The sequence below is a fragment of the Flavobacterium kayseriense genome, assembly GCF_014305095.1.
Lineage (GTDB): Bacteria > Bacteroidota > Bacteroidia > Flavobacteriales > Flavobacteriaceae > Flavobacterium > Flavobacterium kayseriense.
Genome location: NZ_JACRUI010000001.1, coordinates 1,160,268 through 1,176,543, shown reverse-complemented (window position 1 = coordinate 1,176,543; position 16,276 = coordinate 1,160,268). Strand labels below are relative to the sequence as shown.

At 35.2% G+C, this 16,276-nt stretch carries 12 protein-coding genes; 7 read left to right on the top strand and 5 right to left on the bottom strand.

Annotated elements, in window-relative coordinates; translation table 11 throughout:
• Window positions 1-54 precede the first annotated feature (54 nt).
• Window positions 55-2,685 carry an AsmA-like C-terminal region-containing protein gene (locus H8R22_RS05010; RefSeq protein ID WP_187008648.1) on the top strand — a complete coding sequence of 877 codons (2,631 nt, stop codon included), beginning with the start codon at window positions 55-57 and terminating at the stop codon, window positions 2,683-2,685.
• A 288-nt stretch (window positions 2,686-2,973) separates the two neighbouring features.
• On the opposite strand, the gene H8R22_RS05005 is transcribed toward H8R22_RS05010, so the two are convergent.
• Window positions 2,974-3,768 (bottom strand): DUF2797 domain-containing protein, encoded by a 795-nt coding sequence (locus tag H8R22_RS05005; RefSeq protein ID WP_187008649.1) that lies wholly within the window; start codon window positions 3,766-3,768, stop codon window positions 2,974-2,976.
• A gap of 96 nt (window positions 3,769-3,864) precedes the next feature.
• On the opposite strand from H8R22_RS05005, the gene H8R22_RS05000 reads away from it, so the two are divergent.
• Window positions 3,865-5,391: a GH3 auxin-responsive promoter family protein gene (locus H8R22_RS05000; RefSeq protein WP_187008650.1), complete on the top strand. Its 1,527-nt coding sequence runs from the start codon at window positions 3,865-3,867 to the stop codon at window positions 5,389-5,391.
• A 54-nt stretch (window positions 5,392-5,445) separates the two neighbouring features.
• On the opposite strand, the gene serB is transcribed toward H8R22_RS05000, so the two are convergent.
• The 4 genes from serB to H8R22_RS04980 all read right to left on the bottom strand — a co-directional run bounded on the left by serB (window position 5,446) and on the right by H8R22_RS04980 (window position 10,564).
• The gene (gene serB / locus H8R22_RS04995) at window positions 5,446-6,675 is read right to left on the bottom strand and encodes a phosphoserine phosphatase SerB (protein ID WP_187008651.1); all 1,230 of its coding nucleotides are present in this window, start codon (window positions 6,673-6,675) and stop codon (window positions 5,446-5,448) included.
• Window positions 6,676-6,836: 161 nt separating this feature from the next.
• The gene (gene clpX, locus H8R22_RS04990) at window positions 6,837-8,069 is read right to left on the bottom strand and encodes an ATP-dependent Clp protease ATP-binding subunit ClpX (protein ID WP_187008652.1); all 1,233 of its coding nucleotides are present in this window, start codon (window positions 8,067-8,069) and stop codon (window positions 6,837-6,839) included.
• 85 nt (window positions 8,070-8,154) lie between these two features.
• Complete coding sequence (clpP, locus tag H8R22_RS04985) at window positions 8,155-8,829, bottom strand: ATP-dependent Clp endopeptidase proteolytic subunit ClpP (RefSeq protein WP_026707631.1); 675 nt, start codon at window positions 8,827-8,829, stop codon at window positions 8,155-8,157.
• Between the two features lie 409 nt (window positions 8,830-9,238).
• Window positions 9,239-10,564: a trigger factor gene (locus tag H8R22_RS04980; RefSeq protein ID WP_187008653.1), complete on the bottom strand. Its 1,326-nt coding sequence runs from the start codon at window positions 10,562-10,564 to the stop codon at window positions 9,239-9,241.
• A gap of 726 nt (window positions 10,565-11,290) precedes the next feature.
• On the opposite strand from H8R22_RS04980, the gene H8R22_RS04975 reads away from it, so the two are divergent.
• From H8R22_RS04975 to H8R22_RS04955, 5 genes are all read left to right on the top strand, one after another.
• Window positions 11,291-11,737, top strand: a complete 447-nt coding sequence (locus H8R22_RS04975) for a hypothetical protein (protein WP_187008654.1) — start codon at window positions 11,291-11,293, stop codon at window positions 11,735-11,737.
• Between the two features lie 391 nt (window positions 11,738-12,128).
• On the top strand, window positions 12,129-12,737 hold the full coding sequence (locus H8R22_RS04970) for a DsrE family protein (protein ID WP_187008655.1): 609 nt from the start codon (window positions 12,129-12,131) through the stop codon (window positions 12,735-12,737).
• 824 nt (window positions 12,738-13,561) lie between these two features.
• Window positions 13,562-13,930: a hypothetical protein gene (locus tag H8R22_RS04965; protein WP_187008656.1), complete on the top strand. Its 369-nt coding sequence runs from the start codon at window positions 13,562-13,564 to the stop codon at window positions 13,928-13,930.
• Between the two features lie 75 nt (window positions 13,931-14,005).
• Window positions 14,006-14,188: a hypothetical protein gene (locus tag H8R22_RS04960; RefSeq protein ID WP_187008657.1), complete on the top strand. Its 183-nt coding sequence runs from the start codon at window positions 14,006-14,008 to the stop codon at window positions 14,186-14,188.
• Between the two features lie 141 nt (window positions 14,189-14,329).
• Complete coding sequence (locus H8R22_RS04955) at window positions 14,330-16,174, top strand: PLP-dependent aminotransferase family protein (RefSeq protein ID WP_187008658.1); 1,845 nt, start codon at window positions 14,330-14,332, stop codon at window positions 16,172-16,174.
• Window positions 16,175-16,276 lie beyond the last annotated feature (102 nt).

Genomic DNA, 16,276 nt, shown 5'->3' with positions numbered 1-16,276 from the left:
TCAAATGTACAGTATAATCTTAATTTCCACGATTTAGCTAAACCTTAACTCCTTATGACAAAGAAAATTTTAAAAATAATCGGAATTATTTTTCTTCTTCTAGTAATTTCATTGTTTGCTATCCCTTACCTTTTTCAAGATCAAATAAAATCGAAGATTTCGCAAGCTATAAACGAGAAAGTTGATGCTAAAGTAAGCTTTGCGGAGGCCGACTTGAGTTTGTTCACAAACTTCCCAAATGCTACTGTCAATATTCAGAAGTTAGCCATTATCAACAAAGCTCCTTTTGAGGGTGATACCTTACTATCTCTGGGTGAATTGAATTTAAAGATGTCCATCAAAGAACTTTTTAAAGGTGAAAATGAAGCTATAAGTATTGATGGAATAAGTTCTAAAAACGGCTTGATTAATATTATTTTTAATAAAGACGGACTTGGGAATTATGATATAGCCCTAAAAGACAAAACTCCAGAGGACAAGAGTACGGGTAAACCCGTAGCATTAAATATTCAAAATTACAAGATAGAGAATTTTCAGTTTCGTTATTTTGATGAGGGTTCCAAAATAAAAATGGTTATTGATAGCTTAAATCATGAGGGAACTGGTGATTTTGCTGCTTCAAAATTAGATCTAAATACTAAATCTACTGCTACAATTAGTTTAGACATGGATAAGGTCAATTATATGAACAAAGTTGCTTTGACCCTAGACGCAGTTCTGGGTATAGACTTAGAAAACAGTAAATACACTTTTAAAGAGAACAAGGCATTAATTAATCAATTGCCACTAGAGTTTGATGGCTACATTAAACTTGTTGATGCCGGACAAGAATATGATTTAAAATTTAAAACGCCAACTTCGTCCTTCAAGAATTTCTTAGGTATCCTTCCCGCTGCCTACGCTGCAAATTTAGATAATGTACAAACTACTGGAGATTTTACAGTAGCGGGTTTTGCAAAGGGTATCTATTCGGATTCGACCGTACCTAAATTTAAGGTAGATGTTAAGTCAAATAATGCCTCGTTTAAATATCCTAATTTACCTAAGTCAGTACAAAATATTGTAATTGACACTAAAATTATAAACGAAACTGGGATATTAAACGACACCTATGTAAACCTAGATAAATTATCTTTTAAAATTGATCAAGATGTTTTTAATGCCAAAGCAACTATCAAAAATGTAACACAAAACGCCCTAGTTGATGCCATGTTACAAGGAACAATAAACCTAGCCAATGTTTCAAAAGCATATCCTATTACACTAGATAAACCTTTATCTGGCATATTAAAAGCGAATGTCATATCTAAATTTGACATGGCTTCTGTGGAAAAAAGTCAATACCAAAACATAAGTAATGCAGGAAACATGAGCTTGTCTGACTTCAAGTATGTAGACGAAAATGGCAAAACTATGAATATTAGTACTGCATTAATTCAATTTGACCCAAGCAAAGTAAGCTTAAAAGAATTTAAAGCTAGTACAGGTCAAAGTGATTTAAGTATAACAGGAGTACTAGAAAACTTTTATGGTTTTATCTTTAAAAATCAAAACCTGCAAGGAAACTTTAATTTAAATTCAAACCAGTTAGCCGTGAGTGATTTCATGACGAAAGAAAGCACGACTGCTAAAACAGAAACGAAACCTGCCGAAGCAATGAAGATTCCTGCTTTTCTTGATTGCACACTTACTGCAAAAGCGAATACGGTATTGTATGATAATTTAACTCTAAAAAATGTATCTGGTAAGTTGATTGTGAAAGATGAAAAATTGACTATGGACAATGTAAAAACATCTATTTTTGGCGGAACAATAGGATTAAACGGAGCCGTTTCAACTAAAGGAAAAACACCCACATTTACTATGGATTTAGGGTTAAACCAAGTAAACATAGCCGAGTCCTTTACACAATTAGACTTACTGAAAAAGCTGGCTCCCCTTGCAGGAATTATAAACGGGAAATTGAACTCGACGATAAAATTAAACGGAAATTTAACCGAGGCAATGAATCCTGACTTGAAAACGTTAACGGGAGATTTACTTGGACAATTACTATCTACAACGGTCAACGCAGAAAACTCTACTTTATTAACGGCCTTAGGTAATAATTTAAAATTTATTGACGTTAGCAAATTAAATTTGAATGATTTAAAAGCAGCGATAACTTTTAAGGACGGAAAAGTAAATATAAAACCCTTCACTATCAAGTACAAAGACATACAAGCCAACATTGGCGGAACACATGGTTTTGACCAGGTTATGAATTACAATGTGAAATTTGATGTTCCTAGTAAATATTTAGGGACTGAAGCCAATGCCTTAATCGCGAAACTAACGCCTACTGATGCCGCTAAGTTTGAAAACATTCCCATTAACGCCATTCTTACAGGAAGCTTCTCTCGTCCGCAGATAAGCACGGATATAAAAACAGCCGTTACTAATTTGACCAATCAATTAGTACAACAACAAAAAGAACGTTTGGTAAGCAAAGGAACATCAGCGCTTACTGACTTGATTAATAAAAATAAAAAGCCAGGTGACACTACTAAAACAGTGCTACCAACCACGAAAGCAGAAGTGCAAGAAAAAGCAAAAGAAGAGGTGAAAGCAAAAGCAACCACTATTATAAATGGTTTATTCAATAAAAAGAAGAAAGTGGTTGACACCACAACTGTGAACAAATAGACTTACTCAGATTATAAAAGAAGCGGAATCACAAATGTGATTCCGCTTCTTTTTTTTGATCTATTTCTAATATTTTGAACAACCTAGTTTACCATTCAAAACTGTTTTACAATCTATTTAAAGCTGAATTGTGAAGTGTTACTCGCGCGAGGGATAGTAGCGGCATCCTTTTATACAGTCCCAATAGCTATATTGGGACTATATAAAAGATATAGCGAATAGCCCGACCTGTTTTGAAAAAATATTTTTCTTATTTTTTCAAAACAGGTCGGGCCCAAATCGTATTTACTAAACTGAAACTTTAACTACGTATCCCTCTGAACCTCGAACATTAAAAACGGTGCCATCCTCAAACAACAAATACTGTCCTTTAATACCGGTGAGCTTACCCTGAAAACTAGGGCTTTTATCCAGACTTAGACTTTTGACTTTAGTAGGATACTGTAAAACGGGATAGTGCATCTCGTATAAATCATTTTTGTCATTATAGAAATATTCCTGTACCTCGGCCGGAATCAAATCCCGCAATTTCGATCGCTCAGCAACCAAGTCAGCTGCTTCGATATCGTTAGTTAGCATTTTACGCCAATTGGTTTTATCAGCATAATGATTTTTTAAAGCCACCTCTGTTATTCCTGCCAAGTAGCGGTTAGGCACTTCGACAATAGCAATTGCTTCGTTGGCACCTTGATCAATCCATCTTGTTGGGACTTGGGTACCACGAGTTACGCCTACTTTTACCTCACTCGATAAGGCTAAATAAACTATATGTGGTTGCAATTGTACCTTTTGCTCGTAGACTAAATCACGATCTTCGATCCCTAAATGTGCCGTACTTAGCTCAGGCTTCATGATCCAATCACCTACTTGAGCGCTAGAGTAAAAACAATCGTAGCAAAACCCTTGACGGAAAATCTTTTTCTTTTTACCACAATTCAAACATTGAAAACCCATAAACTCGATGGCAATGGTTTTATCTAATAATTGGTTCACGTGCAGAAAACTATCTTCAAAAACCAAATAGTATTGAATAAGGTCACCAAATTCAGTTTGCATTTTAGTCAGTACGCCTTCGTATTGCATTAAGTTTAAATTTTAAAGTATGATGTTTAACAAATTTTGCTATTTTTGGTAAAGTTATCATTCCTAAGGTAAATTTCATAACTCTATTTTTTAAAAATGCCATTAACCATAATCAATTCGTTTGCATCCTGGGTACTCAAACAACGCATACACCAGATCGAACTTTTCTTGAAATACCCTAATGAGGTTCAAGAGGAATTGCTTATGAATTTGTTGCAATCAGCTAGAAATACCGTTTTAGGAAGAGAATATGATTTTGGCTCCATTAATTCCTACGCCAAATTTACAGAGCGAATTCCGATTTCGACCTACGAAGAATTGCACCCCTTAATAGAACGTACTCGACAAGGTGAACAAAATGTTTTTTGGGACACACCTATTAAATGGTTTGCAAAATCAAGTGGAACTACTAATGCAAAGAGTAAATTTATTCCGGTCAGTAACGAATCATTAGAAGGCTGCCATTACAAGGGAAGTAAAGATTTATTATGCCTATACTTGAGCAACAACGAAAACTCAGAGCTGTTTACAGGCAAAAGTTTACGTTTAGGTGGAAGCGCTCAGATCTATGAGAACAACAACACTTATTTTGGTGATCTATCAGCAATATTGATCGAAAACATGCCTATTTGGGCTGAATTTAGCAGTACACCTAGCAATAAAACATCATTAATGAGTAATTGGGAAACCAAGATGGATGCCATCATTAATGAAACTAAAAGAGAAAATGTTACTAGTTTAGCCGGTGTTCCTTCTTGGATGTTAGTGCTATTGAATAAAATGCTAGCTGAATCTGGAAAAGAGAGTTTACTAGAAATTTGGCCTAATCTAGAAGTTTATTTTCACGGTGGTGTCAATTTTGATCCGTACCGCACGCAGTACAATGCTATCTTACCTAAAAAAGATTTTAAATACTACGAAATATATAATGCCTCTGAAGGTTTTTTTGCGATTCAGGATTTAAACAATTCGAATGATTTATTATTAATGTTAGATTACGGAATTTTCTATGAATTCATTCCGATGGAAACTTTTGGAAATCCAAATCAAAAAGCAATCCGTTTAACCGATGTCGAATTGAATAAAAATTATGCTATTGTCATTACAACTAACTCTGGACTGTGGCGCTATCTAATAGGCGATACGGTGCGTTTTACTTCTTTGAATCCGTTTCGAATTAGAGTTACTGGGAGAACCAAGCATCATATCAATGTTTTTGGCGAAGAATTAATGGTCGAAAACACCGATCAAGCAATTGCTAAGGCGTGTTACTTAACCAATGCCGAAGTAATTGACTATACTGTAGCTCCTGTATTTATGATTGAAAAAGAAAAGGGAGCACACGAATGGATGATTGAGTTTAGAAAAAAACCAGAGAACATCGATGCTTTTAGAGATACTCTAGATGAAACCTTGCAATCCTTAAATTCTGATTACGAAGCCAAACGTAAAAATAACATGACCTTAAATCCGCTCGTGATCAATATGGCTCGTGAGAATTTATTTTACGACTGGCTGAAAGAGCGAGATAAATTAGGCGGCCAGCATAAAATACCTAGATTGTCTAACCAACGTGATTATTTGGAGCAATTAAAGAGCATGCAGGTTAAAATTTTAGCATAAAAAACGGTACTAATACAAGCGCAACTAATATTGTTTTTAAAACTTAAGTGCTTCCTACATCATATCAATATGCCTATCATGGTATCCTAATAGATACAAAACCCCATCCAAGCCTAAACTTGAAATAGAAGTTTCGGCACTTTCTTTTACCGTAGGTTTTGCATGAAAAGCAATCCCTAAACCAGCCAAATTAAGCATGGGTAAATCATTTGCACCATCACCTACAGCAATCGTTTGATTGATGTGTATGCCTTCCTTCTCTGCAATGGCTTTAAGATATTCAGCTTTCTTTTCTCCATTAACGATCTCTCCAATATATTTTCCGGTCAATTTTCCGTCTACAATTTCTAATTCATTAGCATGAACGTAGTCGATCCCTAATTCTTTTTGCAAATACTTACCAAAATAAGTAAATCCTCCAGAGAGAATTGCTGTTTTATAGCCGTAATATTTCAGCGCACGCATTAAGCGATGTGCTCCTTTAGTAATTGGTAAATTTATTGCTACGTTGTGCAGCACCTCTTCACTTAAACCCTCTAACAACGCCATACGTTGCTTAAAACTTTCATTAAAATCAAGTTCGCCGTTCATCGCAGCCTCGGTGATCGCACGTACTTGCTCCCCTACTCCAGCTAAATCAGCTAGTTCATCAATAACCTCCGTTTGAATTAAGGTCGAATCCATATCAAAACACACCAAACGGCGGTTTCTACGGTAAATATTATCCTCCTGAAACGAAATATCGACATCTAACGATCGTGAAATTTCCATGAAGCTAGCTGTCATGTTCGCTTTGTCCTCTATGATTCCTGAAACCGATAATTGCACACAAGAGCGAGGGTTATCTTCTTCAATGATAATGGAGGCGCGACTAGTTAACCTTTTGATCGAATCGATATTTAAATGCTGGTCTGACATTATCTTAGTCACGGCGGCTAATTGCTTTGCTGCTAATTTTTCGCCTAGAATATTAATAATATATCGTTGTTTGGATTGTGTTTTAACCCACCCTTCATAATCATCGATAGAGATAGGAACAAACTTCACTTTTATTCCTAACTCATAACCTTTAAACAATAAATCCTTAAGAACAGGAGCCGCATTTGACCCCGCTTCTATTTGAAACAAAATTCCTAAAGAAAGTGTTTCATGAATATCTGCCTGACCTATATCTAAAACTATAGCATTATAAGTTGCTAGTACAGCTGTTAGTCCCGCCGTAACACCGGGTTTATCCTGACCAGAAACTTTTAATAAAATAATTTCCTTCTCTTCTATTGCCATGATCTAATGAATTGATTCGATGAACAAAAATCGGTAATCTAAAGGGGATAAAAAAAGGAAGCTCCTACTTTTATTAAACAATAACAAATACTGTAATTTACCCATAAAAAAACCTGTTCAAATCAATGAACAGGTTCTTATTTTTGAGAAAAATGCAATTATTACGATGCTATTTCCAATCGTTTCAATAGATTTTTATTTAATGTTTCTTGTGCATATTCAGCATCAATCACTAAAGTCTTGTCATCAGAACTTGGTAATTCGTACATCGCATCTGTTAAGATCGCCTCGCATAACGAACGCAATCCACGAGCTCCTAACTTATACTCTAATGCTTTATCAACAACAAAATCTAACGCTTCATCAGTAATCGAAAACTCTACCTCATCCATCAAGAATAATTTTTGGTACTGCTTAATTAACGCATTTTTAGGCTCAGTTAAAATAGAACGTAAAGTAGCTCTGTCTAACGGGTCCATGTGTGTTAATACTGGCAAACGACCTATAATCTCTGGAATCAATCCAAAATCCTTGATATCTTTCGGGATAATGTATTGCAATAAATTTTCCTTGTCGATATTATCAGTGTTTTTTGAAGTCGAATACCCCACAGCTTGACGGTTCAAACGTTTCGAAATAATTCTTTCGATTCCGTCAAAAGCACCACCAGCAATAAACAAAATGTTTTGTGTGTTTACCTCAACAAATTTTTGATCTGGGTGCTTACGTCCTCCTTTTGGCGGTACATTTACAACTGTTCCTTCCAATAGTTTCAATAACGCTTGTTGCACACCTTCACCAGATACGTCACGTGTAATTGATGGATTATCACTCTTACGAGCAATTTTATCAATTTCGTCAATAAATACGATTCCGCGTTCTGCTTTCGCTACATCATAATCAGCAGCTTGTAACAAACGTGTTAAGATACTTTCTACATCTTCACCTACATATCCTGCTTCTGTCAATACCGTAGCATCAACGATAGCCAAGGGAACGTCTAACATTTTAGCAATGGTCTTAGCTACTAATGTTTTTCCTGTTCCGGTTTGTCCTACCATAATGATATTACTTTTTTCAATCTCTACTTCGTCGTCTTGTTGCTGTTGCATTAAACGTTTGTAGTGATTGTAAACTGCAACCGACATTACTTTTTTAGTTTGATCTTGTCCAATTACATATTGATCTAGAAAAGCTCTAATTTCTTTCGGCTTTTTTAAAATTAAATCACCTACAAGATTAGTACTGCCTGATGCTTTTAATTCTTCTAAAACAATTCCGTGTGCTTGCTCGATACATTTATCACAAATGTGCGCATCGATTCCTGCTATTAATAGGTTTGTTTCTGGCTTTTTTCTTCCACAAAACGAACATTCTAATTTTTCTTTCGCCATCCTTTATAGTCTAAAGTCTTAAAGTCAAAAGTCTTAAAGTCTACGGTGCGTTCGACTTGAGGACTTTTGACTTTCGACCATATTTTTATCCTCTTCTCAATACCTCATCAATCATTCCGTATTCTTTCGCTTCATCTGCTTTCATCCAATAGTCACGCTCACTATCAGCATGTACTTTATCAAATGTTTGTCCAGAGTGGTGCGAGATGATGTTGTATAATTCATCTTTTAATTTCAACATTTCTCTCAAGTTGATTTCCATATCAGTAGCCACACCTTGCGCTCCTCCTGATGGTTGGTGAATCATCACTCTTGAATGTGGCAATGCTGAACGTTTCCCTTCAGCTCCTGCACACAACAATACTGCTCCCATAGATGCTGCCATTCCTGTACAAATTGTAGCTACATCAGGCTTGATGTATTGCATCGTGTCATAAATTCCAAGACCTGCATAAACGCTTCCTCCTGGTGAGTTCAAGTATATTTGAATATCTTTAGAAGCATCTGCGCTTTCTAAGAAAAGTAATTGTGCTTGTACAATGTTTGCAATTTGATCGTCGATTCCTGTTCCTAAAAAGATAATTCTATCCATCATTAATCTAGAGAAAACGTCTAATTGAGAAATATTCAACTGGCGCTCTTCGATGATGTAAGGAGTCATATTTGTAGGATTCATTGCCGCAACGATTTTATCGTAATACATGGCATTTACTCCTTGATGCTTTGTAGCAAATTTTTTAAATTCTTTACCGTAGTTCATTTTTATAAGTTTAAAAGTTTGAAAGTCTAAAGTCTGAAAGTTACATTATTCGTGAGTCAAAGTTCATACCCTAAATTCAAATGATGTCAATTTGTCTTCTTTTCTAGCCCAGATAATAGTGTAAAGCTTTTTGATAGCTGTTTACTATTTTTTCTATTCTTGTAAAGCGACTGAAAGAAGCTCTTACAGGAATAAAGAAAAATTAAAACAGATGAAAAAACTTGCAACGGATAGCTGGATTAGCTTCAAAATTGATTCAAACAAAAGAGCGTCAAAGAAAAAATTCTTTTGACGCTCAAATATACTTATTTTTTATTATTTCGTCTTTGTAATCAAATCATAAAATTTTACTAATCTAAGACCGTTGTGGGACTTTTGACTTTCGACTTTAGCACTTGAAAGACTAAATTTATTCTCCGTAAGACGCAGCGATAAATTCATCGTAAGTAACTTCTTTAGTTGTTGGGTTTGCTTTTTCTTTAAACACTTCCAATAATTTCTCAGCAACTACTTGATCAGAAAGTCTTTTTACTTCGTCTTGGTTAGACAAAACTCTCGCAACAATTCCTTGAACTTCTTCGTCCGTAGGATTTGTTTGTCCGAATTGTGCCATTTGCTGACGGATGTTTTTTGTAGTAAACGTTTTTAGGTCTTCAAAAGTGATTTTGATGTCAGACTGCGCCATAGCTCTACCTTCGATCAATTGAAAACGCAATCCTTTCTCAGAACGTGCATACTCAACCTCAGCTTCTTCAGGAGATAATTTTTTCTCTCCTACTGTTTGCAACCATTTTTTCAAGAACTCAGCTGGCAAATCAAATTTTGTGCTTTCGATCAAGAAATCAGTAACATCAGCTAATAACTTTTGGTCTGCTTGCGTTGCAAATTGCGCTTCAGCATCCTCTTTAATTTTTGCTTTCAATTCGTCTAGTGTAGCTACATTTCCTGCACCAAACAATTTATCAAACAATTCTTGGTTTAATTCAGCTAATTCAGCCGTGTTGATCGCTTCGATTGTAAAAGTCACATCAACTTCTAAACCATGCACATCATCATGAGCAACTTTCATAACGTCCATCAATTGGTGGTCGTCTTCAAATAAACCTTTAGTATTTACAGTAACGACGTCACCTACTTTTTTACCAATGAATATATCAAAAGTCGCTTTGTCTTTAAAAAGATCAGCAGCGATAGTAGTTGCGTTGTTAATTCCTTTTTCTTCGTTTGCAAAAGTTCCAGTAACATCAGAATCTGCAGCAACCACTTCTTGTGGAATTGCAGTTCCAAATTGTTTTTGGATACGCTCTACTTGACCGTCGATTAATTTATCATCAGCAGTAACAACATATTTCACGATATCATTTTTAGCCTCTAGGTCTAATGTAAAGTCAGGAACCAATCCAATTTCGTACTCAAAAGTCAATTCTTCAGCATCCCAATCAAAGTTTTCGTTTACTTTAGGAAGCGGAGTACCTAAAAGATTTAATCTTTCAGACTGAATGAAACGCTCTAATGCTAGATCAACTACTTTTTTAACTTCTTCTTCTTTAATACCACGACCGTATTGTTTTGCAACAAGATCTTTAGGAACTTGTCCTTTTCTAAATCCTTTTACAGTTGCCAATGGCATTTTTTCGTTTATTCTTTTTGCTACTTGACCTTTGTAATCCATGTGAACCACTGTCATTACAATCGTCTCGTTTACAGCGTCTATTGCTACTCTTTTAATATCCATCTTCTTCTTTAATTTACATTATAATTTCGGATGGCAAAATTATAAAATTTTTCGAAGCCAACCAAGCTTTTTAAGACTGAACCTTCACTAGAAATTTGCGCCTAATTCAAGCCCGAAAATCAACTCGTATTTCAGAGGCTTTTGGGCGTGTCCCACCTTCGTTTCTCTACGGCGGGTCAGGCTGTACGTTACAATCTTTTATTTGCTAAGCTGCATAAAAGGATTTTCACTTCCATCCTTCACGCGAGACTTGGGTTGAATTCAGGAGTAACTATTAGAAATGGATGAATTGTGCGGTATAAAAATTAATAATGTGTAAGATTAATTACTGCATTGGATAGACTCACAAAAGACAATAATCACCGTTTATGATTAGTAGTTGGCAAATAATTAAATAAAAATTATTCTACTTGAAATAAGGCAAACAGTTATTAAAAGAAACATCGGTAAAACGGGGCAAAATAATACTTACTTTGCTTAAAGAAATAACAATAAATAGTTTGAAACTAGATACTAATCAATTGTAAACAGTAACCAATTTACAGAAAAGCAATTGATAAATTTACTGTAGACATGACAGGCAAGTTTTTTCTATTTATCTAAAATGACAAAGAATTGATGCAAGATTACCTTGTTCCTCGCAGTAACAATATGATCATCTAAAAAAGTCATAGCAAGAAACAAAGCAATCCTACAATACCCAAACCCTTTTAACCTCATCTAGCAATGAAAGGAAAAATAAGAATTGGAAGTAAAGCTTCCTTTTGGAATCGAAGACATGAATTGTTTTTGAACGGAGAATCAGTTGGGAATCTTGACTGCAAAAATCTCCAAATTGCTTTGCAAGCAAATACAGGCTCAAATAAATTAGCAGTAAAAAGTAAAACTTTCGAAAAAGTACTCGATTTGAATATCACCAATGAAAACTTAATACATCCTATCGAGATAATAGAAAATTGGAAAGAAAACAATTCAGAATTTAAAAATCATAAAGTAATAAAAGGTTTGACAATAGGGTTTGTACTAACCTATGCTTTAGGGATTGCCTATTTAACTATTTTCAAGAGTAAAGAACTTACATATTCTATACTTATCCCATTCCTGTTTTTAATTGCTCTAAGATCATCATTTAAAAAAACTTATTCATTTGACTTAGAATTGAAAAAATTTTAAGTTATCATGCAATACAAATTATTTAGTTTTGGAACCCGTGTCTAAGATGCAACAAATAAAAATCAATTTTAAAGCGTTTACTAGCTGCGATTGCTTCGTACCTCGCAATGACCTTTGAGTTAGCCAAGAACTATTTATAAAAACAAAAACTGCTCTATTAACATATGCAGTTCTTGTCAAAACGAGTGGAATCGAGATTTAGTAGCGGCTATCAGTCGTACTATTTAAAATCTACAGAAATCCAATGCTTTACCTCTAGGACGTGTTTATATACAGAAGTCGCTACTGCCTTTACAACAACTATTTTTCTTTAAAAAAAAACTATCTTAGCGTTGAAAATTTAAATCACCTTATTACTATTTAATTCTATTATAAACTTAAACTATCTATCATGAATTTCATAAAAAACAACCTATTAATTCTTTTCGTTGTGCTATCCTCTACGTTCTTAAATGCACAAACATCAGCGCGTGAGAGTAAAGCAGCCAAGATAGATCCTTTTATTCCCGTTTTAGAATACCCCTTAATAAAAGGAACAAAGTGGACAGGAGTTTTACCAGTGAAAAATATAACCGACAAACCCGAAGCAAATAAAGTGTACAAATTACTTTTTGATTTTACGCAGAACGGAACAACCAAAGGCTTGTCTGACAAACCCAATGAAGGATTAGAGGAGATTGCACGAATTTTAAATTTACATGCCGCTAGCGGAATTTTGCCAAAAAATCTAAAGGCTGTCGTAATAGTCCACTCAGGGGCTTATTTATCAATTTTAAACAATACTATTTATCAAAAAAAATTCAATTCCTCTAACCCCAATGCCTCCCTAATTGATCAAATGCAAAAGGTTGGCGTGCAATTTATTCTTTGCGGACAAACCATGGTATTTAGCGACACTAACACAACTGACTTGTATAATGACATATTCGTTTCAGAAGCAGCAAAAGTGGCAATAACTAAGTACCAAACTGCTGGCTATATACCATTTATAATCAACTAAAATCATTTTATATTTTAGTTGCTACAAACTATAATTAAGACAGGCCTTTGAAATTATTCCTCTTAAGACATAACAGATAATGAAGTAATTACAATCGAGGATATCAAAGGAAAGCCTTCGTTCATTAATTTTTGGTTTTTTGTACTAACGAACCACCTCTTTAGGCATATTAAATTCTAACTCAAGTAACGAATAAATTTTGTTGTAATCCATATATTGACTCGTTTGTATTAATTCAAACGATCAACTTTGCTACAAAAAAAGTAGGGAACTCTACTCTTTTTGCGCTTTTATACCATGGAACCTTAAAGCCTACATTAGTTTAAATCCGGAGGTGGAATTCAGCATTCCTATTGTATCTTTTACTAGCATAGTTACCAGTAGACTCGTTTGAGTTATCAGTGGTTATTTGTTGGAAAGCTTTGCAAATAAAAAAACAATTACCATTGCTTTGTTGTTCTCTTCTTAGTCTCCCTTAGTCTGTCCGCTGTTATTTACTCAGCCCTCAGCATCTTTATTTATTGTATCCTTACTATTATGGAGCAGGGACGTAGTTGCTGATTCCCGCATTGCTATCTCCCTTATATACTCAAAATACTACCGCCAAGAATAAAAGGAACCACACTTACTATATTAAACAGTATTGGCTTTGCCATAACCATAGTTCGTACACAACTAATCAGTTCGTTGCATTTGCTCACCTGTAGCAGTTTGATTTTCTCTTGTTTAGCTATTGACCCTATCTTTGGATTATTGGCTTTCCCCAAAAAAATAATGCAATTAAATAAAATACTTACATTTGTTTCAAATTAAAAACCTGTCAATTGATCAAACAACTAAAATATCTTATTGCGCTCTTTCTTGCTTTTGGCTTGATGGTGAACGATAGTGCTTTAGTTTATTCAATTAATTCGGTTGAATATTACCAATTTTCAAATGCAATTGTAAGTAGCGACACAAAGACGACTCGCGCAAAAACAGTCCATTTCACGCAAATTTCAACGGTACAATCTGTAATTTCGATTCCGATAACATACCTTAAATTTGCAATTAGCTACAGCCTTAGCGTTCTGGACACCCTAAAAACCAGAACCCAACTGTATCAAAAAATTATTTCAATTGTTGCCAAAATTCTATTCTTAAACGAGACCATTACCGCTCGCAGCGCACACCCTAGTTTATACGTAGCTTAGAAATTACTTCTACGCATTTATGCATCATCCTGCATACTCATGATTTACAATGTATAACCATGTATCATTTACACCATGTATAAACAAAAAAAACAATCGCGTTTAGAGCAATCGACGCAACCTATTCTTTGGGCTAAAAGAAAAATTATACTAATTCTGACTGCTTTTATGATAGGAATGGCCTCCGGAATGAATGTAGGCGACAGCTTACCGCACCAAAAACAAAATCAATCCGAACAACAAGACAAAAAAGATTAATGTAAGCATTGCGCTCCTTCTTGATCTCAGAATATCATTTTTTAGGAATACGATTCATTCCCTACCAAAGCAACAAATGAACGCATCATTCTTTAAATAAATCTAATTAACGTAAATTGCACCCGATTTAAAAATTCAATCATGAACGACAATTTAATACACCCTTATATACAACAAGTACTTACCAATATGCCTACCGGTTGGCTCACCACCACTACGCATAGGTTGGATATTTACGAGGAAAAACTTGCCAAAACACAGTTCTTAGCCCAGTTCGAAGCGTTATACAACTCAAACAAGGCCACTACTGAAGCTTTAGATAATCTGCCAACTGCCTATGACTACATTAGACTAGGGCATCCTTTGTCTTGCGTATTAGAATGGGCTATCGCTAAGATAAACCACTTGAAGTCTGATAATGTAATTAGTTTTGCTTCAAAGACTACTCCCATCCTAGCGGTTTTACGTAAAAACAGCTTAGACCATAAATCAACTAGCATTTATCACATAGGAGAATTGCCTAATTGTTTTAAAACTGAAATCGTTAAAAACATTTACGGTTATCAATTTGAATTAAAACAAATAGCAGATAGTAGTTTGATTCCGTCTTCGACTAACACCACTATATTGATCACTAATGAAGATAATCTTGGCAAAATTGCTATTCCAGCTACTGTCGATTTTCACATCAGTCTTTATGGAGAACTAGGAAGTATTCTAGTAGTTAATGGAGCGAAGAACGAGAGTTATGTTGCTGCAATTCAGCATGTACGCCGCAGAGAAACGGTGGCCATGACGCCTGCTGATTCCTTAATCGCCCTGCAATCTCTTGCTTCGCAAAAAGCTATTGCACCAACAGAAAGCACTGTAACAACAGATAAGAAAGCAGTTTTGGCCGAAATTAAAAAAATAACAAATACTAATATTGAACCACTTGTGGCATCAAGCGGATTATCTATTCAGTATGCTATTATGATGGGACTGATTCATGATGCCGCCGTGAATCACCCAAACAAAGCTATAAAAATCGTTGTACCGCCTAACTGCTACGGAGGCACAAACGATCAAGCAAGACGCGTTGCTGAAGCACTTGATAATGTTTCAATTGTGGACTTACTTGTTGATGGCGATAATGATATGGTACAAAGTATTGATAGCGTATTAACTCAAATCGCATTAGAAGACGCGGTGCCTTATATCATTGCTGAGATTCCAACCAATCCAAGAGTTGAAGTTCCCAACCTTATCGATCTTAAAAATGCTTTAACTCAAGAACGCACAACGGCAACTGGCACAAAAGCGATTGATCCTGTTTTTATATTGGACCAAACGTTTTGTCCTAACGTTCACTTTCTTGGAAAAGAAGACATACTTGCAGCCGTAAGAACCATTTCGTTTGCTAGTGGATCTAAATTCCCAAGCGGCGGAAAATGTACTGCTGGCTATTGTGTTGGAAATGAAAAAACAATCGCTTTAATGGAAAAGATAGCGTTGCATTTAGCGCTATGTGACAACGAGGCAACTGACCTGCAATATGCTATATTGGCGAAGCAGTTACCATCTATGAACCAAAGAATTGCTCATGCGTATACAAACACGCGCGAATTTGTCAATTTTATTACAAAGGAATTGCCAGATGCCAAAATTAACTTTGTGTCTGAAGAACTAGCCAGCCAAGGATTCACACCTTCTGTTTTTTCTATAGACCTGCCGACAAAAGGAAATACTCCAGAGGAGAAAGAATCTCACAAGCGAGAACTGAATCTGAAGTTAATCAACTTAATGATCACTAAAATTCCTAACGAGAGTAAATTCTGCGTCAGCTATGGCCAGCTAAAAGGATGTTATTGGACTATTCCAGCAACTTCTACGCAGGGAACAACTAAAGAAGGAGACAAAGATTATATTGTACGCGCCTCACTTTCACCAGACTTAGATTTGGATTTACATAAAAAAATATTTTTAGAATTTATCAAAAGCATGTAAAACAACAACTTGATTGCTACTTTAGAATTTTAGCTGGTTTTATTGCACAAAAGCAAAGTCAATTTCAAGCACCATTATTAGTAAAATTATAATGGTGCTTTT